Here is a 24,791-nt window from a genome sequence, read left to right as displayed (position 1 = left end):
TCCCCGTGGTGAGTGTGGCCCCCCGACCCCAGTTCCCCCGCGCAACGAGCCTGACCGAGGTCGCTGCGTGCGCGGGTGCCCCGGCGACGCCCGGTGCCGCCGACGTCGAGGTCACCGGGGTCACGCACGACTCCCGGGCCGTCCGTGCCGGTGACCTGTATGCCGCGCTGCCGGGTGCCAACGTCCACGGCGCCGCCTTCGCGGCCGGCGCCGTCGGCCTCGGCGCCCCCGCTGTCCTGACCGACGAGGCCGGCGCAGCGCTGGTCGCGGCCTCGGAGATCGCCGGGCAGGTGCCGGTCCTCGTGGTGGCCGACCCCCGCGCCGTGATGGGGCACGTCGCCGACCTCGTCCACGGGCACCCCAGCCGCTCGCTGACGATGCTGGGAGTGACGGGGACCAACGGCAAGACGACCACGGCATACCTGCTCGACTCCGCACTGCGCGCCCTGGGGCGCACCACCGGCCTCATCGGCACCGTGGAGACCCGCCTGGGCGACGAGCGGGTCAAGTCGGTGCGCACCACGCCGGAGTCCAGCGACCTGCACGCGCTGCTCGCGGTGATGGTGGAGCGCGGCGTGGACACCTGCACGATGGAGGTGTCCAGCCACGCCCTGACCCTGCACCGGGTCGATGGGGTCGTCTACGACGTCGCGGCGTTCACGAACCTGTCGCAGGACCACCTGGACTTCCACGGGACGATGGAGGAGTACTTCCTCGCCAAGGCCTCGCTGTTCACCCCCGAGCGGTCCCGGCGCGGCGTGGTCTGCGTCGACGACGACTGGGGCGCGAGGCTGGCCCGGGAGGCGACCGTCCCCGTGCTGACCGTCGGCTCCGACGCCGGCACGGTCGCCGACTTCACCCTGGAGCCGGTCGAGGGTGACGACGCCGCGTTCACGCTGCGCTCGGCCGAGGTCGTCCTCCACCTGCGCTCGGCCCTGCCCGGTGACTTCAACCGGGTCAACACCGCCGTCGCCGCGGTCGTCCTGCTCTCGAGCGGGCTGGACGCCGGCGCCGTGGAGAAGGCCCTGGCCGCCGACCCGCACGTGCCCGGCCGGATGGAGCGGGTCGTGCCCGAGGGCGCCGACCCGGCTACGCTGCCGCTGGCGGTCGTGGACTTCGCCCACACCCCCGACGCCGTGGCGGCGGCGCTGAAGTCGTTGCGCCACAACACCTCTGGTCGCCTCGTCGTCGTGCTCGGCGCCGGCGGCGACCGTGACCGCGCCAAGCGGGCGCCCATGGGCGAGGCCGCTGCCGACCAGGCCGACGTGGTCGTGGTCACCGACGACAACCCCCGCTCGGAGGAGCCCGCGACGATCCGGGCCGCGGTGCTCGAGGGCGCGCGCGACCGGGCTGCCCGTCCCGGCGGCGCCACCGACGTGGTGGAGGTGGCCGGCCGCGCCGACGCCATCCGGCGCGCGGTCAGCTACGCCACCAGCCCCGACGACACCGTGGTCGTCGTGGGCAAGGGCCACGAGACCGGCCAGGAGGTGGCCGGGGTGGTCCACCCGTTCGACGACCGCGAGGAGCTGCACGCAGCCTTGATGACCGACCAGGCACCCCACGGCACGGTGGTCCCGTGATCCCGCTCCGGCTCACCGACATCGCCCGGGTCACCGGCGGCGTCCACCACGGCGAGGACGTCCTCGTCGACGGCCCCGTGGTGACCGACTCCCGCGAGGCCGCCGCCGGCAGCCTCTACGTCGCCCGCGTCGGCGAGGCCGCCGACGGGCACGCCTTCACCGGTGCAGCCCGGGACCGCGGCGCCGTCGCCGCGCTCACCACGCGCCAGGTCGACGAGCTGCCCTGCGTCGTCGTCCCCGACATCCAGGACGGCTTCGCGGCCCTGGCCCGGCACCTCATCGACGCCAGCCCCGAGCTGACCGTCATCGGCATCACCGGCTCCTCGGGCAAGACGAGCACCAAGGACCTCATCGCCGCGGTGCTCTCCCGGCGCGGCGAGACGGTGGCGACCGAGGCCTCGTTCAACGGCGAGGTCGGCGTGCCCCTGACGATCTGCCGGATCACCCCGACCACCCGCACCCTCGTGCTGGAGATGGGTGCGCGCGGGATCGGCCACATCGCCTACCTCACGCAGGTCGCCCCGCCGCGCATCGGCGTCGTGCTCAACGTCGGCACGGCGCATGTGGGCGAGTTCGGCTCCCGCGAGGCGATCGGGCGGGCCAAGTCCGAGCTCGTGCGCGAGCTGCCGGCCGACGGGGTCGCCGTGCTCAACGCCGACGACCCGGTGGTCGCGGCGATGGCGGAGGTGACCCCCGCCCGCGTCGTCCGCTTCGGCTCCGCGCCCGGGGCCGACGTGCGCGCCGAGGACGTCGTCCTCGACGACGCCGGCCGGGCGGCCTTCACGCTGGTCACCGCGCAGGGCCGCGTCCCCGTCCAGCTCGGCCTCTACGGCGAGCACCACGTGTCCAACGCCCTCGCCGCCGCCGCGGTCGCCCTCGAGACCGGTATGCCGCTCGCGGACGTCGCCGCGGCCCTCACCGCAGCCCGGCCGGCCAGCCGGCACCGCATGGAGGTCCACGAGCTCGCCGACGGCGTGACGCTGGTCAACGACGCCTACAACGCCAACCCCGACTCGATGCGCGCCGCTCTCAAGGCCCTGGTCGCCATGGGCCGCGGCCGGCGGACCTGGGCGGTGCTGGGGGGGATGCTCGAGCTCGGGGAGGAGTCCACCGTCGAGCACGACGCCGTCGGCCGGCTGGCCGTGCGGCTCAACGTCTCCCGCCTCGTCGTCGTCGGCGAGGGCGCCCGGGCCATGGACAGCGGCGCGCGCCAGGAGGGCTCGTGGGGCCAGGAGTCCACCTGGGTCCCCGACGCGGACGCGGCCTACGCCCTGCTGCAGCGCGAGTTGGAGCCCGGTGACGTCGTGCTGCTCAAGTCCAGCAACGCGGCTGGGCTACGGTGGCTCGGCGACCGGCTCGTCGGGGGCACTGACTCGGAGGTTTCATCGTGAAGGCCGTACTCCTGGCCGCCGCCATCTCGCTGGTGGTCGCCCTGCTCGGCACCCCGATGTTCATCAAGTTCCTGGTGCGTCAGGGCTACGGGCAGTTCATCCGTGACGACGGGCCGACCTCCCACCACACCAAGCGCGGCACGCCCACGATGGGCGGTGCGGTCATCATCGGCGCGTCGCTGTCGGCGTACTTCGTCTCGCACCTGCTCACCCTGACCCCGCTGACGATGAGCGGGCTGCTCGTCCTCTTCCTCATGGGCGGGCTGGGCCTGGTCGGCTTCCTCGACGACTACATCAAGATCTCCAAGCAGCGCAGCCTCGGCCTGCGCTCGGGGGAGAAGCTGGCCGGCCAGACGCTGGTCGCGGTGATCTTCGCCGTGCTCGCGCTGCAGTTCCCCAACAGCCACTTCCGCACGCCGGCGGCGCCCTTCGTGTCGTTCGTGCGGGACACCCCGGTCAACTTCGCCTTCGCCGGCACGCTGCTCGGGCTGATCCTGTTCGTCATCTGGGCCAACCTGATGATCGCCGGCACCAGCAACGGCGTGAACCTCACCGACGGCCTCGACGGCCTGGCCACGGGCACCAGCGTGATGGTCTTCGGCGCCTACGTGCTCATCGGCATCTGGCAGTTCAACCAGAACTGCCAGACCAACCCGGGAACCAAGTGCTACGAGGTCCGCGACGCCCACGACCTCGCGCTGGTCGCGGCCTGCGTCATGGGCGCCTGCTTCGGGTTCCTGTGGTGGAACGCCTCCCCCGCCAAGATCTTCATGGGGGACACCGGCTCGCTCGCGCTCGGTGGCGCGCTGGCCGGCCTGGCGATCACCACCCGCACCGAGCTGCTCGTGGTCATCCTGGGCGGCCTGTTCGTCATCATCACCCTGTCCGTCATCATCCAGGTCGGCTCGTTCAAGCTCACCGGCAAACGGGTCTTCCGGATGGCGCCACTGCAGCACCACTTCGAGCTGGTCGGGTGGAACGAGGTCACGATCGTGATCCGCTTCTGGATCATCGCGGGCCTGTTCGTCGCGCTCGGGCTGGGCATCTTCTACGCCGAGTGGGTGGCAGGCGCGGCATGAGCGAACCGCTGGACGCCTACGAGCCGCGGCCGGGCCTGACCCACTGCGACGCCGACTGGTCCGGCCTGCGGGTCCTCGTGGTCGGGCTCGGCGTCAGCGGCTTCGCCGCCGCCGACGCCCTGCTGGAGCGGGGGGCGGTCGTCGACGCGACGAGCCCCGACGTCAGCGAGGCCGTCACCGAGCGGGCCCGGATCCTGGACATCCTCGGCGCCCGCCTGCACCTGGGCGAGGACGCCGTGTCCGTCCCGCCGGAGGGCACCGAGCTCGTCGTCACCTCGCCCGGGGTGCGCCCGGACAACCCGCTGCTGGTCGCGGCGGCCGCGGCCGGCATACCGGTCTGGGGAGAGGTCGAGCTGGCCTGGCGGATGCGCGCCCGGACCGGCGCGGCGCCCTGGCTGACGGTCACCGGGACCAACGGCAAGACCACCACGGTCAACATGCTCGCCTCCATCCTCACCGCCGCGGGGCTGCGCACCACCAGCGCGGGCAATGTCGGCACGCCGATCCTGGAGGCCGTGCTCCACCCCGAGCCGTACGACGTCATCGCCGTCGAGCTGTCGAGCTTCCAGCTGCACTGGTCCCGGTCCATCTCCGCAGTCGCCTCGGCCTGCCTCAACGTCGCCCCCGACCACCTCGACTGGCACGGCTCGCTGGAGGAGTACCAGCGCGCCAAGGGGCGTATCTACGAGAACACCCAGGTCGCCTGCGTCTACAACGTGCAGGACCCGGTGACCGAGCAGCTGGTCATGGACGCCGACGTGGTCGAGGGCTGCCGCGCCGTCGGCTTCACCCTCGGCGTCCCGGCGCTGTCGATGGTGGGCCTGGTCGACGACGTGCTGGCCGACCGGGCCTTCGTCGAGCAGCGCCAGACCTCAGCGGCCGAGCTGTGCACCCTCGCCGACCTGCAGGGCGAGGCCCCGTCGGTCGCCCCGCACTACGTCGCCAACGCCCTCGCGGCCGCCGCGCTGGCCCGGGCCTACGGCGTCGGGCCGGTCGCCGTCCGCGACGGCCTGCGCGCGTTCCGCCCCGACGCCCACCGCATCGCCGACGTCGCCATCGTCGACGGGGTGCGCTTCGTCGACGACTCCAAGGCCACCAACCCGCATGCCGCCGCCTCCTCGCTGCTGGCCTTCGAGCACGTGGTCTGGGTCGCCGGCGGGCAGCTCAAGGGGGCCGACGTCGACGAGCTCGTCGCCACCGCGAAGGACCGGCTGCGCGGGGTGGTGCTGATCGGCGCCGACCGGGCGCGCATCGCCGACGCCCTGTCGCGACACGCGCCCGACGTCCCCGTGGTCGACCTCGAGAGCACGGACACTGGCGTCATGGACACGGTGGTGCAGCAGGCGGTCGCCCTGGCGCAGCCGGGGGACGTGGTGCTCCTGGCTCCCGCCGGCGCGTCCCTGGACATGTTCACGAGCTACGGCGCGCGCGGTGACGCGTTCGCCGACGCGGTGCGTCGCCACGCCGGCGGAGGGCCCGAGGCGCCGTGAGCGCGACGACGCCCCCGGCGCGCCCGGCACCGCGGTCCGCGGCACCGGCCTCCCTCGGGCGCCTGGGCTCGCTCGCGGAGCGCCTGGAGTCCCCGGTCACCACCTACTACCTGCTGGTCGGCGCCACCGCCCTGCTCGTCGTCATCGGGCTGGTCATGGTGCTGTCCGCCTCCAGCGTCACCTCCTACAAGGAGACGCACTCCTCCTACACGGTCTTCCTCAACCAGCTGCGCTTCGCCGTCATCGGCGTCGTCGGCGCGGTCGTCGCGAGCCGTCAGCCGGTGCGTCGCTGGCGCCGCGCCGCGCCGTTCCTGCTCGTCGGGGCGTTCCTGCTCCAGGCCACGGTCTTCAGCCCCCTGGGTGTCTCAGTGCTGGGCAACCGCAACTGGATCCGCATCGGGGGCATGCAGCTGCAGCCCTCGGAGTTCGCCAAGATCGCGCTGATCCTCTTCGGCGCCACTGTGCTGAGCTCCAAGCGCCGGCGGCTGGGCGAGTTCAAGCACGCCGTGGTCCCTCTGGTCTTCCCTGCCGCGTTCGGGATCATCGGCCTCGTCCTGGCTGGCCGTGACCTGGGCACCGGCATGGTGCTGCTCGCGATCGTCGCCGGCATGCTCTTCGCCGCCGGGGTGCCGGCCCGCATGTTCGCCCTGGCCGGGGGTGGGGCGGCGTTGCTCAGCGTGGTCATGGTGGTCACCAGCAAGAACCGCATGAACCGCATCCACTCGTGGATCGGTGGGGGTTGCACCGACCCCAACGGCGCGTGCTGGCAGACCATCCACGGCCAGTACGCCCTGGCCGACGGCGGGTGGTGGGGCGTCGGCCTCGGCGCCAGCCGGGAGAAGTGGCAGTGGCTGCCGGAGGCCCACAACGACTTCATCTTCGCGATCATCGGCGAGGAGCTCGGCCTGCCCGGCACCCTCGTGGTCATCGGCCTGTTCGCCGTCATCGCCGTGGCCTGCTACCGCCTCGTGCTGCGCAGCGACGACTTCTTCACCCGTGTCGCCACCGCCGGGGTCATGGTGTGGATCCTCGGCCAGGCCGTCATCAACATCGGCGCCGTGATCGGCCTGCTGCCGGTCATCGGCGTCCCGCTCCCTCTCGTCTCCAGCGGCGGCTCCGCCCTGGTGACGACCCTGTTCGCTCTCGGCATGCTGGTCTCGTTCGCCCGCAACGAGCCCGGCTGCCGTGAGGCCCTCGCGGCGCGCCCCGGAGTGGTGCGTCGCTCGCTCGCCGTCGTCCCCCTCGGTCGGAGATCCCGTTCATGAACCACCCCCACGCCCTGTCCTCCGTGCTGCTCGCGGGGGGCGGGACGGCTGGTCACGTCTCACCCCTGCTCGCCCTCGCGGACTGCCTGCGCCGCCGCAACCCCGACCTGGAGGTCACCGCCCTCGGCACCGACACCGGGCTCGAGTCCTCCCTGGTGCCGGCCCGCGGATACCCACTCAAGACGATCCCCAAGGTGGCCTTCCCACGGAAGCCCTCGGGTGACGCGCTGCGGCTGCCGGGCGCCCTGCGCGCGGCGGTGGCCCTGGCCGGCCGCGCCATCGACGACGTCGCGGCCGACGTGGTCGTGGGCTTCGGCGGCTACGTCTCCACCCCGGCCTACCTCGCCGCGCGCAAGCGGGGCATCCCGGTGGTGATCCACGAGCAGAACGCCCGCCCCGGCCTGGCCAACCGGCTCGGGGCGCGGATGACCCCCTGGGTCGCGACGACCTTCCGCTCCACCGTGCTGCCGCACGCGAAGGCCATCGGGATGCCGCTGCGCCGCGAGATCACCCACCTCGACCGCACCGCCCTGCGGGCCGAGGCGCTGGCCACCCTGGGGCTGGAGGACCACCGCCCCACGCTGCTGGTCACCGGCGGCTCGCTGGGCGCCCAGCGGCTCAACAGCGCCTTCGAGCAGCGGGTCGAGGCCCTGCGTGACGCGGGCGTGCAGGTGCTGCACGTCACCGGCCGCGGCAAGGAGTTCGACCCGGTGCCCAAGGGCGAGGGTCCGCGCTACGTCGTGCTGCCGTATGCCGAGCGGATGGACCTCGCCTACGCCGCGGCCGACCTCGTCGTCACCCGCGCCGGGGCGGGCATGGTGTGCGAGCTGACAGCCGTCGGCCTGCCCGCCGTCTACGTCCCGCTGCCCATCGGCAACGGCGAGCAGCGGGTCAACGCCACCGACGTCCTCGCCGCCGGCGGAGGCGTGCTCGTCGACGACGCGTCCGTCAGCCCGGAGTGGATCGACTCCGACCTCATCCCGCTGGTCACCGACGCCGACCGGCTCGCCGCGATGGCCACCGCCGCGGCAACCGTGGGCGAGCGGGACGCCGACGAGCGCCTGGCCGACATGGTCGTGGCCGCCGTGGAAGGCCCGGGCCAGTGAGGAACAGCCGGTTCGACTTCACCGACCCGGTGCCGGCCGCGGCCGACCTCGGCCGGGTCCACTTCATCGCGATCGGCGGGGCCGGTATGTCCGGCGTCGCCCGGGTCATGCTCGCCCAGGGGGTCGCGGTCAGCGGCTCCGACGCCCGTGAGTCCCTGGTGCTGACGGCGCTGGCGACCGAGGGTGCCGACGTCCACGTCGGCCACGACGCCGCCCACCTCGAGGGCGCCGACACCGTGGTCATCTCCTCGGCCATCCGCGAGAACAACCCCGAGCTGAAGGCCGCCCGCGAGCGCGGCCTGCGGGTGCTGCACCGGTCCCAGGCCCTGGCCTCGGTGATGCAGGGCCGCCGCAGGGTCGCCGTGGCCGGGGCCAACGGCAAGACCACCACCACCTCGATGCTCACCGTCGCGCTGCAGCACTGCGGGGTCGACCCGTCGTTCGCGGTCGGGGGCGAGCTCGCCAAGCACGGCACCAACGCCCACCACGGCACCGGTGACGTGTTCGTGGCCGAGGCCGACGAGAGCGACGGCTCCTTCCTGGTCTACCGACCCGAGGTCGCCGTCGTCACCAACGTCCAGCCCGACCACCTCGACTTCTACGGCACCTTCGAGGCGGTGCAGGAGGCGTATGCGCGGTTCGCCGCCAGCATCGAGCCCGGTGGCCTGCTGGTGACGTGCGCCGACGACGAGGGCGCGCGCTCCCTCGCCGACGCCGCGCGGGCCGGCGGCGTGCGGGTGCTGACCTACGGTGTCGCCGACGACGCCGACCTGCGCCTGTCGGACCTCGCCGGTGAGGGCATGGCCTCCAGTGCCCGGCTGCAGCTGCGCGGCGAGGACACCACCCGGACCCTGCAGATCGGCATACCGGGTCGGCACAACCTGCTCAACGCCGCCGCCGCCTGGCTCGCGGCCACCGAGGGGCTGGGCCAGGACCCCGACCTGGTGCTGGAGGGCCTGGCCGGCTTCACCGGCACCCGGCGCCGTTTCGAGCCCAAGGGGGAGGCCGGGGGAGTGCGGGTCGTCGACGACTACGCCCACAACCCCGGCAAGGTGGCGGCCGTGGTCGAGACCGCCCGCGGCCTGGCCGCACCCGGCCGGCTGGTCGTGGTCTTCCAGCCGCACCTCTACTCACGCACCCGCGACTTCGCCGGGCAGCTGGCCGACGCGCTGGGCCCGGCCGACGTGGTGCTTGTCATGGACGTCTACGCGGCCCGTGAGGACCCGGTGCCCGGGGTGTCCGGCGCCCTCGTGGCCGACCGGGTCACCGGCGCCGACGCCCGGTTCGTGCCGTCCTGGTCGGCGGTCGCCCCGGCCGTCGCCGAGCTGGCGCGACCCGGCGACCTCGTGCTGACCGTGGGGGCCGGTGACGTGACGATGGTGGGGCCGGAGGTCCTGCGGCTGCTCGGCGAGCGCCCGCAGGTGCCGGCGGCCGGCGCGTGAGCGCGCGGCGTGGCAGCTCCACCGTGGGGGGCCGCCGCGCCCAGTGGGTCACCCGTGGCCGGGCCGGCGGGGGTGGCCGCAGCACCGGGGTCGCCTCCTCGCGGGCGCGGTTCGCGGCGCGCGCGGCGGGCGTCCGCCGGCGCCCGTGGCTGCTCGCCGGGTGGAGCCTGGGGATCGTGGGCCTGTTGGCCGGCCTGGCCTGGCTGGTGTGGTTCAGCCCGGTCCTCGCCGCCCGCACCGTCCGCGTCCAGGGTGTCCCCGCTGCGGCCGTGGCGGACATCACCGCCCGGGCGCAGGTGCCGCTCGGCCAGCCGCTGGCCCGCGTGGACACCCGGGCCATCGCCCGCCGGGTGATCGCCTCGGCGACCCTGGCCGAGGTCACCGTCAGCCGCTCCTGGCCCTCGACGGTCGTGATCACGGCGTCGCCCCGGGTGCCCGTCCTCGCCGTGAAGAACCCTCAAGGTCAGGTACAGGTTGTGGATGCCGACGGCATCGCCTACGCCACCGTGCCGGCCGCACCCAGGGGTGTCCCGCAGATCCGCACCGACGTGACACCGCCCAGCCGGGAGGCGTTGCGCGCAGGGATCTCCGTGCTGCAGGCCCTGACCCCCGCTCAGCGTCGTCAGGTCACCGACGTGCGCGTCACCGGGGCCAGCTCGGTCAGCCTCACCCTCGGTCGCCGGACGGTGGTATGGGGCGGGGCGTCTGACCCTGAGCTGAAGGTGAAGGTCCTCTCGGTCCTGTTGCGCCAGAACGCCTCGCTGATCGACGTCAGCACGCCCGGCACGCCGGTGATCCGGTAGGGCGAGTTGGGCCAACCGGGCCACGCTGGGCGACACGCCGCCGTTAGGGTTGGCATCGGCACGAGCAGGCAATAGCGTCAGCCCACGGCAGGGTTGACATAACTATCACCCTCAAGTGGACGTTGAACGTTAGTTCGGGGTTTCCGGGGGATGCCAACGTGGCCGCCAGCAGCAACCCACAGCACCCAGCAGTACTCGCTCAGGAGAGGCCCACCGACGTGGCAGCACCGCAGAACTACTTGGCCGTTATCAAGGTCGTCGGCATCGGCGGGGGCGGTGTCAACGCGATCAACCGGATGATCGAGGTCGGCCTCAAGGGCGTCGAGTTCATCGCGATCAACACCGACGCGCAGGCCCTGCTGATGAGTGATGCCGACGTCAAGCTCGACGTGGGCCGGGAGCTGACCCGAGGCCTGGGCGCCGGCGCGGACCCCGAGGTCGGCCGCAAGGCTGCCGAGGACCACGCCGAGGAGATCGAGGAGGTCCTCAAGGGGGCCGACATGGTCTTCGTGACGGCGGGTGAGGGCGGCGGCACCGGCACCGGTGGCGCCCCCGTGGTCGCCAAGATCGCCAAGGGCCTGGGTGCGCTGACGATCGGCGTGGTCACCCGCCCGTTCACCTTCGAGGGCCGTCGCCGCGCCAACCAGGCCGAGTCCGGCATCGCGAGCCTGCGCGAGGAGGTCGACACCCTCATCGTCATCCCGAACGACCGGCTGCTCTCGATCAGCGACCGCGCGGTGAGCATGCTCGACGCCTTCCGCAGCGCCGACCAGGTCCTGCTCTCCGGTGTCCAGGGCATCACCGACCTGATCACCACCCCGGGCCTGATCAACCTCGACTTCGCCGACGTGAAGTCGGTCATGCAGGGCGCCGGCTCGGCGCTCATGGGCATCGGCTCGGCCCGCGGCGACGACCGTGCGGTCCAGGCCGCCGAGCTGGCGATCTCCTCGCCGCTGCTCGAGGCCAGCATCGACGGCGCCCACGGCGTGCTGCTGTCCATCCAGGGTGGCTCCGACCTCGGCCTCTTCGAGATCAACGAGGCCGCCCGCCTGGTGCAGGAGGCCGCGCACCCCGAAGCCAACATCATCTTCGGTGCTGTCATCGACGACGCCCTCGGTGACGAGGTGCGGGTCACGGTCATCGCCGCGGGCTTCGACGGCGGCGGCCCGATCCGCCGCACCGACGACCGCGCGCTCGGCCAGATCGCCGGCTCCACCCAGCGCCAGGCCCCGCCCGTCGCGCCGCGCCCGGCCCAGCCCCCGGTCCAGCAGCAGCCGGTGCAGCCCCCGGCGCCGCAGACGCCGCGTTCGGAGCCGACCGCCGCCCCGCAGCCGGCCCCGGTCCAGCCCGAGCGGGTCGAGCCGCGCGTGGAGCGCCCCGAGCCGGTGCGCACCGAGCAGGAGCAGCCGGCCCGGCCGCCGCGCACCGTCACCTTCGACGACAGCGACGACCTCGACGTGCCGGACTTCCTGAAGTAGCCGGCCCGACCCGTGAAGGGCGGCCCCCCCGGGGTGGCCGCCCTTCACCGTGCCCGGGTCCGGTGCGGGTGCGCGCTGCCGTAGGTTGGGCGCGTGTTCCTCTGGAGTCAGCGCCTCGAGCCCGCGGCGGACCGGTCCGGCGCCCACTGGGGCTTCACCAGCCGCCACGGCGGCGTCAGTGCCGCACCCTGGGACGGCCTCAACCTCGGTGGCCACGTCGGGGACGAGCCGGTCGCGGTCGAGGCCAACCGGATGCGGGTCGCCGAGGCGGTCGCGGTGCCCCGCGACCACCTGCTGTTCATGAACCAGGTGCACGGGGACCAGGTCGTCGTCGTTGACGGGCCGTGGTCGGGTGCCGTGCCCGACGCGGACGCGGTGGTGACCACCCTCCCCGACGTCGCCCTGGCCGTCCTCGTCGCCGACTGCACGCCGGTGCTGCTGCTGGACCGTGAGGCGGGCGTGGCCGGTGCGGTGCACGCCGGCCGCCCGGGCATGGTGACCGGCGTCGTCGGCCGCGCGGTCACCACGATGCGCGAGCTCGGGGCCCGCACCATCGAGGCGGCGGTCGGGCCCTCGGTCTGCGGCCGCTGCTACGAGGTGCCCGCCGCCATGCGCGCGGACGCGGCCCGCGTGGCCCCGGTGAGCGCCACCGTGTCCTGGACCGGCACCCCTGCCATCGACGTCGCCGCCGGGGTGGTCGCGCAGCTGCGCGAGCTCGACGTCACCGTGCACTGGGTGCCCGGCTGCACCCGCGAGTCCGCCGACCTGTACTCCTACCGCCGCGACAAGGTCACCGGCCGCTTCGCCGGCGTCGTGCGGCTGCTGCCCGGGACCGGGCGTGGCTGAGGCCGCCACCCCCGCCGGGCGCCGCGAGCAGCTCGAGGGCGCCCTCGTCGCCGTGCAGGAGCGGATCGAACGCGCCTGTACCGCGGCCGGTCGCCGCCGCGAGGACGTGCACCTGGTCGTGGTCACCAAGTTCTTCCCCGCTTCCGACATCGCGCTGCTTGCCGGGCTGGGGGTCACCGACGTGGGGGAGAGCCGCGACCAGGAGGCCGCGGCCAAGGTCGCCGAGCTGCGCTGCGCTGCGGCTGGCGACGCGGGCGCCGACGGGGCCACCGTGCCGCGGGTGCACTTCGTGGGCCAGCTGCAGAGTCGCAAGGCAGGGTCGGTCGCGCGCTACGCCGACGTGGTGCACTCGGTGGACCGCGAGAAGGTGGCGCGGGCGCTGGACCACGGGGCGCAGGCGGCCGGTCGCACGCTGGACGTGCTGGTCCAGGTCAGCCTCGACGCCGACCCCGACCGGGGTGGGGTGCCGGCCGCGCGGGCCGGTGAGCTCGCCGACGTCGTGGCCGGGATGGGGCACCTGCGGCTGCGCGGCGTCATGGCCGTGGCCCCGCTCGGGGCCGACCCCGACCGCGCCTTCGCCGACCTCGCGACCGTCGCGGCCGGCATACGGGAGCGGCACCCCGGGGCGACCTGGGTGTCGGCGGGGATGAGCGGGGACCTCGAGGCGGCCATCGCCCACGGGGCGACACACCTGCGTGTCGGAAGCGCAATCCTCGGTTCGCGGCCTGCTCACCGGTAGCGTCGGGTCGAACGAACGACCGGCGCGAAGCCGCATGACCTAGGAGCTCACATGGCAGGGGCGCTGCGCAAGACGATGGTCTACCTCGGCCTGGCCGAGGAGGACGAGCGCTACGACGGCTACGAGGAGTACGACTCCTACGACGAGCCGTCGCACCCCGAGCCGGCCGCGCACCGCGAGGAGCGCGGCGCCGTCACCCCCCTGCCCCAGCGCACGCCGGTCGCCCGGGTCGTGCGGGACGTCGAGGTCGGACCCTTGAACCGCATCACCACGATCCACCCCCGGACCTACAACGAGGCCAAGAACATCGGGGAGAGCTTCCGCGACGGCACGCCGGTGATCATGAACCTCACCGACATGGACGACTCCGACGCCAAGCGCCTCGTCGACTTCGCCGCAGGCCTGGTCTTCGGCCTGCACGGGTCCATCGAGCGGGTCACGAGCAAGGTGTTCCTTCTCTCACCTGCGCACGTCGAGGTGGCCGCCGAGGAGTCCGAGGCGCCCCGTGGCGCGGCCCGTGGGTTCTTCAACCAGAGCTGACGCCGCGGCATCCCCGCGCGGGGTGCCACAGCCCATGAGGCCACACTGAGACCATGAACGTGCTCTGGAGCTTGGTTCACCTTCTCCTCTACTTGTTCTTCATTGCCTTGATCATCAGGCTGATCCTGGACTGGATCCAGGTCCTTGCCCGCGACTGGCGACCCACGGGTGTCGTGCTCGTCCTGGCCGAGGCCGTCTACACCGTGACCGACCCGCCACTGAAGGCGTTGCGGCGCATCATCCCCCCGCTCTCGCTGGGGTCGGTGCGCCTCGACCTGGCCTTCCTCGTGCTCATGGTGGCTGTCACAGTCACCATGGGTGTGTTGCCTGCGTGACTTTGAACATCCTTTAAGGTGATGAAGATCTTGCCCCGACCAGCACCAAAGCGGCTTGCGCACCTGACCGGTTCGCTACCGTGGGTGCCGCCCCTGTCCCGCCAACCGAGGTGACCACATGGCGCTATCGCCCGAGGATGTCCTCAACAAGAACTTCACTGCCACGCAGTTCCGCCGCGGCTACGACGAGCGCGAGGTGGACGACTTCCTGGACGAGGTCGTCTCCGAGCTGCGTCGCCTGACCACGGAGAACGACGACCTGCGCGCCCAGCTGGCCGAGTGCCAGAAGGGTCGCGGCGCGGGCGTCGCGGCGACGGCGGTGCAGCCGGCGGTCAAGGCCGAGCCCAAGGTTGCGGCGAAGGACGGCAAGAGCGAGGCCACCGAGCAGGCCCTGCGCGAGGCGCGCGAGCAGCTCACCCGCCTGCAGTCCGAGGCGGAGAAGGCCCAGCGCGAGGCCGCCGAGCAGGTGGCCCGCACCAAGGCCGAGGCCGACAAGGCCCGCGCCGAGGCCGACCGGGCCCGCGCCGAGCTCCAGGCCGTGCGCGACGACGCCGACAAGTCCAAGGGGGCGGCGGACACCTCGCGCGCCGAGGTCGACCGCCTGCGCTTCGAGGCCGAGAAGGCCCGCACCGACGCCGAGCGGCTCAAGGCCGAGGCCGAGCGGGCCCGCGCCGACGCCGAGCGCATCCAGGCCGAGTCCAACGAGCGCCTGCGCTCCGCGGCGGCCGCCAAGAGCAGCAACGACGCCCCGGTGGCTGCCGCCGCGTCCCTGGGTGGCGCGGCCGGTGGCGGCGGCGCCGCGGGCGTCATCGCCCTGGCCCAGAAGGTCCACGACGAGCACGTCGCCGAGGGCCAGGCCACGCGCGACCGGCTCATCTCCGAGGGCCAGAAGCACCGTGACAAGGTCGTCGGCGAGGCCGAGGCCCGCCACCACGAGCTGGTCACCAGCGGCCAGGCCAAGTACGACGAGCTGCTCGCCAGCGGCCAGGCGCGCCACAACGCGCTCATCGCCGAGGCGACCACGCGTCACGAGCAGATGATCACGGAGGCGCGCGAGCGCTCGACCGGGATGATCGCCGAGGCCCAGCAGAAGAAGCAGGTCATCCTCGAGGAGCTCAGCCGCGAGCGCGACCTGCTCCAGCGCAAGATCGAGGAGCTGCGCTCGTTCGAGCGCGACTACCGCTCGCGCCTGAAGTCCTACCTCGAGGGCCAGCTGCGCGACCTCGACAAGACCGGCGTCGAGGGCGTCAAGGAAGGCCAGCGCCAGGGCTGAGCCCGGCGCCGACGGGGCACCAGGAGGCGTCCACCCGTTCCGACGGGTGGACGCCTTCGACCGTGTCCGCCCGGGTGTGGGAGAAACGGGCGAAAGATACAGCGTTTCTCCGTTGAGAAGGCAAGGTGCGAGGCCTATCCTCACGGCACCTGTCATCGCCCGGGGCTTCCGGGCGTGCCCAAGACCCCGAGGGGGCCGAGCATGGCTGTGAAGAAGGCGGCACCGGCAAAGAAGGCGACGGCCACGAAGAAGGCCGTCGCGAGCAGCCGGGCAAAGGCCGCCAACGGCGCGTCGACGACGGGTGCCGGCGTGGCCAAGAAGGCCGCGGCGAAGAAGACCCCCGCGGCGGCCAAGACCGCCGCCAAGAACACCGCGTCGGGCTCGACCACCCCCACGTCCCCGACCCGGGCGGCGGCGAAGAAGGCGACGGCCAGGACGCCGGCGTCCACCGCCAAGCGCACCACCGCCAGCCGGGCCAAGAAGGCCTCCGCGCCGGCCAGCGCCCTCGCGGTGCGCGCCGAGGAGGATCCCTGGACCCCCGCCGAGCTCGACGCGGTCCGCGCCGAGCTCGAGGAGGACGTGAGCCGCCTGCGCGCCGAGATCAGCGCCGCCGAGATCGACCTCGTCGGCCTGATGCGTGACGCCGGGGACGGGTCGGGCGACGACCAGGCCGACGCCGGGGCCAAGACCTACGAGCGCGAGCAGGAGATCTCGGTCGCCAACAACACCCGGGAGATGCTCGACCAGAGCGAGCACGCGCTCGAGCGGATCGCCGACGGCAGCTACGGGATCTGCGAGTCCTGCGGCAACCCGATCGGCAAACTTCGCCTTCAGGCCTTCCCTCGTGCGACCCTATGCGTGACATGCAAGCAGAAGCAGGAGCGCCGCTAATCAGTCCGCCGTCCCCCACGCAGGAGCCCACCGGGCGTCCGTCCCGTCGCCCCCGACTCTTCGCGGTGCTCATCGCCGCGGCCGTCGTGGTCTACGCCGCGGACCAGCTCGCCAAGGCCTGGGCCCTCGCACACCTCCAGCCGGACGTCCCCCAGGACCTCCTCGGCCCGGTGCTGCGCCTCGACCTCACCCGCAACCCCGGAGCCGCCTTCTCCATCGCCACGAGCGCCACGTGGGTGCTCACCCTGATCGCGGCCGCCGTCGTGGTGGTCATCATCGTGACCAGCCGTCGGCTCGGCAGCCTCGGCTGGGCCTGGGCCCTGGGGCTGCTGCTCGGTGGGTCGCTGGGCAACCTGACCGACCGCATGGCCCGCCCGCCCGGCGTGGGCCGTGGGCACGTGGTCGACTTCCTCATGCTGCCGCACTGGCCGATCTTCAACGTGGCCGACTCGGCCATCGTCTCCGCCGCCGTGCTCATCGGGCTGCTGGCCGTGCGCGGGGTCAGCATCGACGGCTCGCGCACGCAGCCGCACGCACCCAAGCACGAGGCAGGGGCCCACACCGATGCCTGACGTCCGTTCCCTCCCCGTCCCGGACGGCCTCGAGGGTGAGCGGGTCGACGCCGCCCTCGCCCGGCTCTTCGGGCTGTCGCGCACCAAGGCCGCCGACCTCGCCGCCGACGGCGCGGTCACCCTGGACCAGAAGGCCGTCGGCAAGTCCGACCGGGTCGTCGCCGGCGCCTGGCTCGAGGTGGCGCTGCCCGACCCCGACCCCGCCCCCGCGCTGGCCGTGGTGGCCGAGCCGGTCCCCGGCATGACCGTCATCCACGACGACGACGACCTCGTCGTGGTCGACAAGCCGGTCGGCGTCGCCGCCCACCCCAGCGTGGGCTGGACCGGACCCACCGTGATCGGCGGGCTGGCCGCCGCCGGCTACCGCATTGCGACCTCCGGCGCCTCCGAGCGTCAGGGCATCGTGCACCGGCTCGACGTGGGCACCAGCGGCCTGATGGTCGTGGCCAAGAGCGAGCACGCCTACAGCCTGCTGAAGCGGGCGTTCAAGGCACGCACGGTCGAGAAGACCTACCACGCGCTGGTGCAGGGCCTGCCCGACCCTGTGCAGGGCACGATCGACGCCCCCATCGGCCGGCACCCCAGCTACGACTACAAGTTCGCCGTGCTCGCCAGCGGCAAGCCGAGCATCACCCACTACGAGGTGGTCGAGGCGTTCCGCTCGGCCTCGCTCGTGGAGGTCCACCTCGAGACCGGCCGCACCCACCAGATCCGGGTGCACTTCTCGGCCCTGCGCCACCCCTGCGCCGGCGACCTGACCTACGGCGCCGACCCGGTCCTGGCCAGGCGGCTCGGCCTGGAGCGGCAGTGGCTGCACGCGGTCCGGCTCGGCTTCGAGCACCCCGGGACGGGGGAGTGGGTCACCTTCGAGAGCCGCTACCCCGAGGACCTGCAGACCGCGCTCGACCGCATCGGCGCCTGACCAGCGGGTGCCCCGCGCACCCCTCCCCGGCGTGTCGCCAGCGACGCGCCGGGGGCCGGCGACACGCGCCCGCGGGGTGACCACACGGCATACCGGCGGTGTCATCGGGGGCAACTAGACTCGCCCCCGATGACCACTCAGGCAGCCTCCGAGAACAGCTTCGTCCACCTGCACAACCACACCGAGTACTCCATGCTCGACGGTGCGGCCCGGATCGACGAGCTGTTCGAGGCTGCGGCGCAGATGGGCATGCCCGCCCTCGCGACCACGGACCACGGCTACGTCTTCGGCGCCTACGAGTTCTGGAAGAAGGCGCAGAAGCACGGGGTCAAGCCGATCATCGGCGTCGAGGCCTACCTCACCCCGGGCACGCACCGCACCGACAAGACGCGGGTCAAGTTCGGCGACGGTGGCCGCGACGACGTCTCCGGCTCCGGTGCCTACACCCACATGACGCTGTGGGCGCGCAACAACACCGGCATGCACAACCTGTTCCGGATGAGCTCGCTGGCCAGCCTCGAGGGCTACTACTTCAAGCCGCGCATGGACCGCGAGCTGCTCAGCCAGTACGGCGAGGGCCTCATCGCGACCACGGGGTGCCCGTCGGGTGAGGTGCAGACGCGCCTGCGCCTGGGGCAGTACCAGCAGGCGGTCGAGGCCGCGGCGGAGTTCCGCGACATCTTCGGCGCGGAGAACTTCTACTGCGAGGTCATGGACCACGGCCTGGGCATCGAGCGCGACGTCCAGAAGGACCTGCTGCGCCTGGCCCGTGACCTCGGGCTGCCGCTGGTGGCCACCAACGACCTGCACTACACCAAGGCCGAGGACTCCCAGGCGCACGCGGCGCTGCTGTGCGTGCAGTCCGGCTCGACCCTGATGGACCCCAACCGGTTCAAGTTCGACGCCGACGAGTTCTACCTGAAGTCGCCGCAGGAGATGCGCCACCTCTGGCGCGAGCTACCCGAGGCGTGCGACAACACCCTGCTCATCGCGCAGCGCTGCGAGGTCTCCTTCACCGAGGGCGAGGGGCGCTACATGCCGCGCTTCCCCTGCCCGCCCGGGGAGGACGAGACCTCGTGGTTCATCAAGGAGGTCGAGACCGGCCTGCGCCGGCGCTTCCCCGAGGGCGTGCCGGACTACGCGACCAAGCAGGCGGCCTACGAGATCGAGGTCATCGTCGGCAAGGGCTACCCCGGCTACTTCCTCGTCGTCGCCGACTTCATCAACTGGGCCAAGCGCAACGGCATCCGGGTCGGCCCCGGCCGTGGCTCCGGCGCCGGGTCCATGGCCGCCTACGCGATGGGCATCACCGACCTCGACCCGGTCCCGCACGGCCTGATCTTCGAGCGGTTCCTCAACCCAGAGCGACCCTCGATGCCCGACTTCGACGTCGACTTCGACGAGCGCCGGCGCGGTGAGGTGATCCGGTACGTCACCGAGAAGTACGGCGAGGAGCGCGTCGCGCAGATCGTCACCTACGGCACGATCAAGGCCAAGCAGGCGCTCAAGGACGCCAGCCGGGTCATGGGCTTCCCCTTCGCCATGGGCGAGAAGCTCACCAAGGCCATGCCGCCGGCGGTCATGGGCAAGGACATCCCGCTGACGGGGATCTTCGACCCCGAGCACAAGCGCTACGCCGAGGCGGCCGAGTTCCGCCAGGTCCACGACGAGGACCCGCAGGCCCAGGAGGTCGTCAAGACCGCGCTCGGCCTCGAGGGCCTCAAGCGCCAGTGGGGCGTGCACGCCGCCGGCGTGATCATGTCCAGCGAGCCGCTGATCGACCTCATCCCGATCATGCGCCGCGAGCAGGACGGCCAGATCATCACCCAGTTCGACTACCCCAGCTGCGAGACGCTGGGGCTGGTCAAGATGGACTTCCTCGGCCTGCGCAACCTCACGATCCTCGACGACGCCGTCGCCAACGTGAAGCTCAACCGCGGCATCGACCTCGACCTCGACGCGCTGTCCAAGGACATGACCGACGAGGCCGCGTTCGCCCTGCTGGCCCGCGGCGACACGCTGGGCGTCTTCCAGCTCGACGGTGGCGGCATGCGCACCCTGCTGCGCCAGATGCAGCCGGACAACTTCGAGGACATCTCCGCCGCCCTCGCGCTCTACCGCCCCGGCCCGATGGGCGCCAACAGCCACACCAACTACGCGCTGCGCAAGACCGGCAAGCAGCCGATCACCCCGATCCACCCCGAGCTGGCCGAGCCGCTCGACCCGATCCTGTCGATGACCCAGGGCCTGATCGTCTACCAGGAGCAGGTCCAGCAGATCGCCCAGAAGGTCGCCGGCTACACGCTCGGCAAGGCCGACCTGCTGCGCCGCGCCATGGGCAAGAAGAAGAAGGAGGTCCTCGACGCCGAGTTCGTGCCCTTCAGCCAGGGCATGAAGGACAACGGCTACAGCGACGCGGCGATCAAGACGCTGTGGGACATCCTCGTCCCCTTCTCCGACTACGCCTTCAACAAGGCGCACACCGCCGCCTACGGCCTGGTGTCCTACTGGACCGCCTACCTCAAGGCCAACTTCCCGGCCGAGTACATGGCCGCGCTGCTGACCAGCGTCCGCGACGACAAGGACAAGTCGGCGCTCTACCTCAACGAGTGCCGGCGCATGGGCATCAAGGTGCTGCCGCCGGACGTCAACGAGTCGATCGCCAACTTCGCCGCCGTCGGCACCGACATCCGCTTCGGCATGGCCGCGATCCGCAACGTCGGCACCAACGTCGTCGACGCCATCGTCGCCGCCCGCGAGGAGAAGGGGCGCTACGCCTCGTTCAAGGACTTCCTCGGCAAGGTGCCCGCCGTCGTCTGCAACAAGCGCACCATCGAGTCGCTGATCAAGGCCGGCGCGTTCGACTCCCTCGGCGAGAGCCGGCGCGGCCAGGTCGCCGTCCACGAGCAGTACGTCGACGCGCTCGTCGAGGTGAAGAAGAAGGAGGCGATCGGGCAGGACTCGCTGTTCGGCTCCTTCGGCGACGAGGACGCCGACGGTCTCGGCGGCGGCGACGTCTTCGACGGCCTCGCCCCGGTGCCCAAGGGGGAGTGGGACAAGCAGACGCTGCTGGCCTTCGAGCGCGAGATGCTCGGCCTCTATGTCTCCGACCACCCGTTGTTCGGCATCGAGCACGTGCTCTCCCAGCACGCCGACACCTCGATCGCCACCCTCAACGGCGAGGAGGGCAAGCCCGACGGCACTACGGTGACCATCGCCGGGCTGATCACCGGCCTGCAGGTCAAGCGCACCAAGAAGGGCGACCTCTGGGCGATCGCCACGGTCGAGGACCTCGACGGCGCGATCGAGTGCCTGTTCTTCCCCTCGGCCTACATGACGGTCTCGACGATGCTGGGCCACGACGTCGTCTGCGTGGTCAAGGGCCGGGTCAACCGGCGCGACGACTCGGTCTCCATCTACGCCCAGGAGCTGACCCTGCCCGACCTCAAGGAGGGTCCGCGCGGACCGGTCGTGGTCAGCCTGCCGCTGGCACGCGCCACCAACGGCGTCGCCGAGCGGATCAAGGGCGTGCTCTCCGACCACCCGGGCGTCACCGAGGTGCACCTGCGGCTCACCCAGCCCGGCCGTTCGGTGCTCGTCCGGCTCGACGACACGCTGCGCGTCACCGCCTCGCCGGCGCTGTTCGGCGACCTCAAGGCGCTGCTCGGCCCCGCCTGCCTCAGCGGCTGACCTGCGCGGTCGGTATGCCGGGTGCGCACCGCGCGCACCCGGCATACCGGGCGCTGTCATCCGGCGCCGTCAGCCGGCGCAGCGGTGGCGCCGGCCGGGCAGGACGTTTCGCGGTGGTCGGGACGGGACCGGTGGGGTGATGCTTGGTCACGTGGAGGACATCGCCTCGGCTGCCGAGCTGGCCCAGCGACTCGCCGGCACCGGATACCTGGCCGACGAGGGCCTGGCGACCATCGGCTTCATCGCGCTCGCCATGCACCGGCCGCTGCTCCTGGAGGGCGAGCCGGGCACGGGCAAGACGGCACTGGCGGAGGCGCTTGCCGAGAGCCTGGACCTGCCGTTGATCCGGCTCCAGTGCTACGAGGGCATCGAGGCCAGCCAGGCCCTCTACGACTGGGACTTCCCGCGGCAGATCCTGCACCTGCGGACCATCGAGGCCACCCGCGCAGCGCAGGAGGGTGTCGACGTCGAGGAGGTCGAGAAGTCCTTGTTCGACGAGCGCTTCCTGCTGGCCCGGCCGGTGCTGCGGGCGCTGCGCGAGAGCCCGGCCGTGCTCCTGGTCGACGAGATCGATCGGGCCGACGACGAGTTCGAGGCGTTCCTGCTGGAGGTGCTCTCGACCTACCAGGTCTCCATCCCCGAGCTGGGGACCATCACCGCGACCCGGCCACCGGTCGTCGTGCTCACCTCCAACCGCACCCGCGAGGTGCACGACGCGCTCAAGCGGCGCTGCCTCTACCACTGGATCGACCACCCCGGCATGGCCCGCGAGGTCGAGATCGTCCGGCGACGGCTGCCGCAGGTGTCGCAGCGGCTCGCGGGGCAGGTCGTGGCGGCGGTGCAGCGGATGCGCGCCAACGCCGACCTGCTCAAGCCACCGGGCGTCGCCGAGACGCTCGACTGGACCGAGGCGCTGCTGGCACTGGGCCGCGACAGCCTCGACCTCGAGACGGCGGCGGCCACGCTGGGGGCGGTGCTGAAGTACCGCGAGGACGCCGACCGGGTGCGCGCCTCGCTCGACACAGTCCTGGCCGGCTGAGATGACCGCCGCACCGGCGTTCGAGGCGGACCGCGTCATGGTCGGCTTCGCGACGGCGCTGCGGCACGCGGGCGTGCCGGTGACCTCCGACCGCACGCAGACGTTCCTGCGCGCGGTCGCCCAGGTCGGCGCGGACGACCCGCAGGCCGTCTACTGGGCCGGGCGCGCCACCTTGTGCGCGGGCCCGGACGACCTGCGCCGGTACGACGCGGTGTTCGGCGCGTTCTTCGCCGGCTCGTGGCGGCGAGGCGGGCCGCCGTCGGCGGCGTCGGTGCCGCGGCAGGCTCCGCTCGAGGAGTCCGGCGACACCGGTGCAGAGGCCGAGGAGGACGCCACGGTGCGGGCGATGGCCAGCCGGGTGGAGGTCCTGCGCCACCGTGACATCGCCGACCTCGATGCCGCTGAACGCGCAGCGCTGGCAAGGCTTTTCGCAACCCTGCGGCCCCGGCTGCCGCGTCGACGCGGCACGCGTCACCGACCGGCCCCGCGCGGGCCGATCGATGCACGCCGGACGATGCGCGACGCGCTGCGCCGGGCGGGAGAGCCGGGTCCGATCCGGCACCGACGGCGCGCGCCCCGGCCCCGCAGGGTCGTCCTGGTCGTCGACGTCTCCGGGTCGATGTCCCCCTACGCCGACAGCCTGCTGCGCCTGGCGCACGTCCTGGTGCAGGTCGAGCCGCGCAGCGTCGAGGTGTTCACCATCGGCACGCGGCTCACCCGGGTGACGCGGGCCCTGCGGCAGCGCGACCCGGCCACCGCCCTGCGCCTGGCCGGGGAGACGGTGCCCGACTGGTCCGGCGGCACCCGGCTCGGGGAGTCGCTCAAGGCGTTCTGCGACCGGTGGGGGCAGCGCGGCCTGGCGCGCGGGGCCGTGGTCGTGGTGTGCAGCGACGGGTGGGAGCGGGGTGACTGCACCCTGCTGGCGCAGCAGATGCGCCGGCTGGCGCGCCTCGCCCACCGCGTCGTGTGGATGAACCCGCACCGGGGCAAGGTGGGCTACGAGCCGGTCCAGGCGGGGATGGCCGCGGCCCTGCCGTACGTTGACGACTTCGTGGCCGGGCACAGCCTGGCGACGTTCGCGACCCTGATCGAGGTGGTGGCTGATGCGTGACGTGCTGCCGGAGCTCAAGCGCTGGTGGTCGGCCGGGGACACGGTGGGGGTCGGGACCGTCGTGGCGACCTTCCGCTCCGCGCCGCGCCAGCCCGGTGCGGCCATGCTGGTCGGCCCGGACGCGACCGTCGTCGGGTCGGTGTCCGGAGGCTGCGTCGAGGGCGCCCTCTACGAGCTGGCCCAGGAGGTCGTGGCCTCACGGCGCCCGGTCCTGCAGCGCTACGGCGTCAGTGACGACGACGCCTTCGCGGTGGGCCTGACCTGCGGCGGGATCCTCGACGTCTACGTCGAGGAGGTCGACCGGCAGTCGTTCCCCGAGCTCGGCGAGGTCATGGCCGACATCGAGGCCGAGCGGCCCGTCGCGGTGGTCACGGTCATCGCCCACCCGGACCCGGCGCGGGTCGGGCGGCGCATGGTGGTGCGCCCGCCGGGCGGCGAGCCCGAGCGGCAGGGCTCGCTCGGCTCCGAACGGGTCGACGACGCGGTGGCCGACGACGCCCTCGGGCTGCTGGCCGCCGGCAGGGTCGAGACGCTGGAGTACGGGCCGGAGGGTGAGCGCCGCGGCGAGGGGCAGCGGGTCTTCGTCCAGTCGTTCGCGCCGGCCCCCCGGATGATCGTCTTCGGCGCCATCGACTTCGCCGCCGCGGTCGCGCGCATGGGCACCTTCCTCGGCTACCGCGTCACGGTCTGCGACGCCCGCCCGGTCTTCGCCACGAGGACTCGGTTCCCCTCGGCTGACGAGGTCGTCGTGGAGTGGCCGCACCGCTACCTGGCCGCCGAGGCCGAGGCGGGGCGCCTGGACGAGCGGACGGTGATCTGCGTGCTGACCCACGACCCGAAGTTCGACGTGCCGGTCCTGGAGGTGGCGCTGCGGCTGCCGCACGTGGCCTATGTCGGCGCGATGGGGTCACGGCGCACCCACGAGGACCGGATGGCCCGGCTGGTCGAGGCCGGCCTGACCGCCGGGGAGCTGTCCCGGCTGGCCAGCCCGATCGGCCTCGACCTCGGGGCGCGCACCCCGGAGGAGACCGCCGTGAGCATCGCCGCCGAGATCATCGCGCTGCGCTGGGGAGGCGCAGGGGAGCGGCTCGGCGAGCTGTCCGGGGCCATCCACCACCACGGCTGAGGCCCGACCGGCATAGGACTTCTGGCGCTTGTCGCGCCCGCGCTTCGGGGGGACCATCCGAGCAGCGAGGGGA

General features: G+C 72.8%; 21 protein-coding genes. All 21 read left to right on the top strand.

What is annotated here, in order from left to right:
* Positions 1-5 precede the first annotated feature (5 nt).
* On the top strand, positions 6-1,580 hold the full coding sequence (locus tag ACXVGS_RS01680; protein WP_458528035.1) for a UDP-N-acetylmuramoyl-L-alanyl-D-glutamate--2,6-diaminopimelate ligase: 1,575 nt from the start codon (positions 6-8) through the stop codon (positions 1,578-1,580).
* On the top strand, positions 1,577-2,971 hold the full coding sequence (locus ACXVGS_RS01675) for a UDP-N-acetylmuramoyl-tripeptide--D-alanyl-D-alanine ligase (protein WP_458536565.1): 1,395 nt from the start codon (positions 1,577-1,579) through the stop codon (positions 2,969-2,971). The genes ACXVGS_RS01680 and ACXVGS_RS01675 overlap by 4 nt, the downstream gene beginning before the upstream one ends.
* The gene (gene mraY / locus ACXVGS_RS01670; RefSeq protein WP_458536564.1) at positions 2,968-4,050 is read left to right on the top strand and encodes a phospho-N-acetylmuramoyl-pentapeptide-transferase; all 1,083 of its coding nucleotides are present in this window, start codon (positions 2,968-2,970) and stop codon (positions 4,048-4,050) included. Before ACXVGS_RS01675 ends, mraY begins: the two co-directional genes overlap by 4 nt.
* Positions 4,047-5,540, top strand: a complete 1,494-nt coding sequence (gene murD, locus ACXVGS_RS01665; RefSeq protein WP_458528037.1) for a UDP-N-acetylmuramoyl-L-alanine--D-glutamate ligase — start codon at positions 4,047-4,049, stop codon at positions 5,538-5,540. Before mraY ends, murD begins: the two co-directional genes overlap by 4 nt.
* Positions 5,537-6,805, top strand: coding sequence for a putative lipid II flippase FtsW (gene ftsW, locus ACXVGS_RS01660; protein ID WP_458528038.1), 1,269 nt, complete (start codon positions 5,537-5,539; stop codon positions 6,803-6,805). Before murD ends, ftsW begins: the two co-directional genes overlap by 4 nt.
* Complete coding sequence (murG, locus tag ACXVGS_RS01655) at positions 6,802-7,911, top strand: undecaprenyldiphospho-muramoylpentapeptide beta-N-acetylglucosaminyltransferase (RefSeq protein WP_458528039.1); 1,110 nt, start codon at positions 6,802-6,804, stop codon at positions 7,909-7,911. Before ftsW ends, murG begins: the two co-directional genes overlap by 4 nt.
* Positions 7,908-9,353, top strand: a complete 1,446-nt coding sequence (gene murC / locus ACXVGS_RS01650) for a UDP-N-acetylmuramate--L-alanine ligase (protein ID WP_458535411.1) — start codon at positions 7,908-7,910, stop codon at positions 9,351-9,353. Before murG ends, murC begins: the two co-directional genes overlap by 4 nt.
* Positions 9,350-10,156, top strand: coding sequence for a cell division protein FtsQ/DivIB (locus ACXVGS_RS01645; protein ID WP_458531300.1), 807 nt, complete (start codon positions 9,350-9,352; stop codon positions 10,154-10,156). Before murC ends, ACXVGS_RS01645 begins: the two co-directional genes overlap by 4 nt.
* A 218-nt stretch (positions 10,157-10,374) precedes the next feature.
* Positions 10,375-11,634, top strand: a complete 1,260-nt coding sequence (ftsZ, locus tag ACXVGS_RS01640) for a cell division protein FtsZ (protein ID WP_458528042.1) — start codon at positions 10,375-10,377, stop codon at positions 11,632-11,634.
* 93 nt (positions 11,635-11,727) lie between these two features.
* Positions 11,728-12,480, top strand: a complete 753-nt coding sequence (pgeF, locus tag ACXVGS_RS01635) for a peptidoglycan editing factor PgeF (protein WP_458535409.1) — start codon at positions 11,728-11,730, stop codon at positions 12,478-12,480.
* Positions 12,473-13,219: a YggS family pyridoxal phosphate-dependent enzyme gene (locus ACXVGS_RS01630; protein WP_458536563.1), complete on the top strand. Its 747-nt coding sequence runs from the start codon at positions 12,473-12,475 to the stop codon at positions 13,217-13,219. Before pgeF ends, ACXVGS_RS01630 begins: the two co-directional genes overlap by 8 nt.
* Before the next feature lie 51 nt (positions 13,220-13,270).
* Complete coding sequence (locus ACXVGS_RS01625; protein ID WP_458528045.1) at positions 13,271-13,759, top strand: cell division protein SepF; 489 nt, start codon at positions 13,271-13,273, stop codon at positions 13,757-13,759.
* Between the two features lie 53 nt (positions 13,760-13,812).
* Positions 13,813-14,094 (top strand): YggT family protein, encoded by a 282-nt coding sequence (locus ACXVGS_RS01620; protein ID WP_458528046.1) that lies wholly within the window; start codon positions 13,813-13,815, stop codon positions 14,092-14,094.
* A 118-nt stretch (positions 14,095-14,212) separates the two neighbouring features.
* A complete protein-coding gene (locus ACXVGS_RS01615; protein WP_458528047.1) occupies positions 14,213-15,367 on the top strand; it encodes a DivIVA domain-containing protein in 1,155 nt (384 codons plus the stop codon).
* Between the two features lie 201 nt (positions 15,368-15,568).
* The gene (locus tag ACXVGS_RS01610) at positions 15,569-16,258 is read left to right on the top strand and encodes a TraR/DksA family transcriptional regulator (protein WP_458536562.1); all 690 of its coding nucleotides are present in this window, start codon (positions 15,569-15,571) and stop codon (positions 16,256-16,258) included.
* A gap of 65 nt (positions 16,259-16,323) precedes the next feature.
* Positions 16,324-16,830, top strand: a complete 507-nt coding sequence (lspA, locus tag ACXVGS_RS01605) for a signal peptidase II (protein ID WP_458528049.1) — start codon at positions 16,324-16,326, stop codon at positions 16,828-16,830.
* Entirely contained in the window at positions 16,823-17,752 is a 930-nt protein-coding gene (locus ACXVGS_RS01600; protein WP_458536561.1) for an RluA family pseudouridine synthase, read from the top strand. The genes lspA and ACXVGS_RS01600 overlap by 8 nt, the downstream gene beginning before the upstream one ends.
* Before the next feature lie 129 nt (positions 17,753-17,881).
* Entirely contained in the window at positions 17,882-21,442 is a 3,561-nt protein-coding gene (gene dnaE, locus ACXVGS_RS01595; RefSeq protein ID WP_458528051.1) for a DNA polymerase III subunit alpha, read from the top strand.
* A gap of 139 nt (positions 21,443-21,581) precedes the next feature.
* Complete coding sequence (locus ACXVGS_RS01590; protein WP_458533131.1) at positions 21,582-22,481, top strand: AAA family ATPase; 900 nt, start codon at positions 21,582-21,584, stop codon at positions 22,479-22,481.
* A 1-nt stretch (position 22,482) separates the two neighbouring features.
* Entirely contained in the window at positions 22,483-23,592 is a 1,110-nt protein-coding gene (locus ACXVGS_RS01585) for a vWA domain-containing protein (protein ID WP_458528052.1), read from the top strand.
* Complete coding sequence (locus ACXVGS_RS01580; protein ID WP_458528053.1) at positions 23,585-24,718, top strand: XdhC family protein; 1,134 nt, start codon at positions 23,585-23,587, stop codon at positions 24,716-24,718. The genes ACXVGS_RS01585 and ACXVGS_RS01580 overlap by 8 nt, the downstream gene beginning before the upstream one ends.
* Positions 24,719-24,791 lie beyond the last annotated feature (73 nt).

The sequence above is a fragment of the Oryzihumus sp. genome (assembly GCF_054325275.1).
Note: the sequence above shows the minus strand (reverse complement) of the source record. Positions and strands in the feature narration are given on the sequence as shown.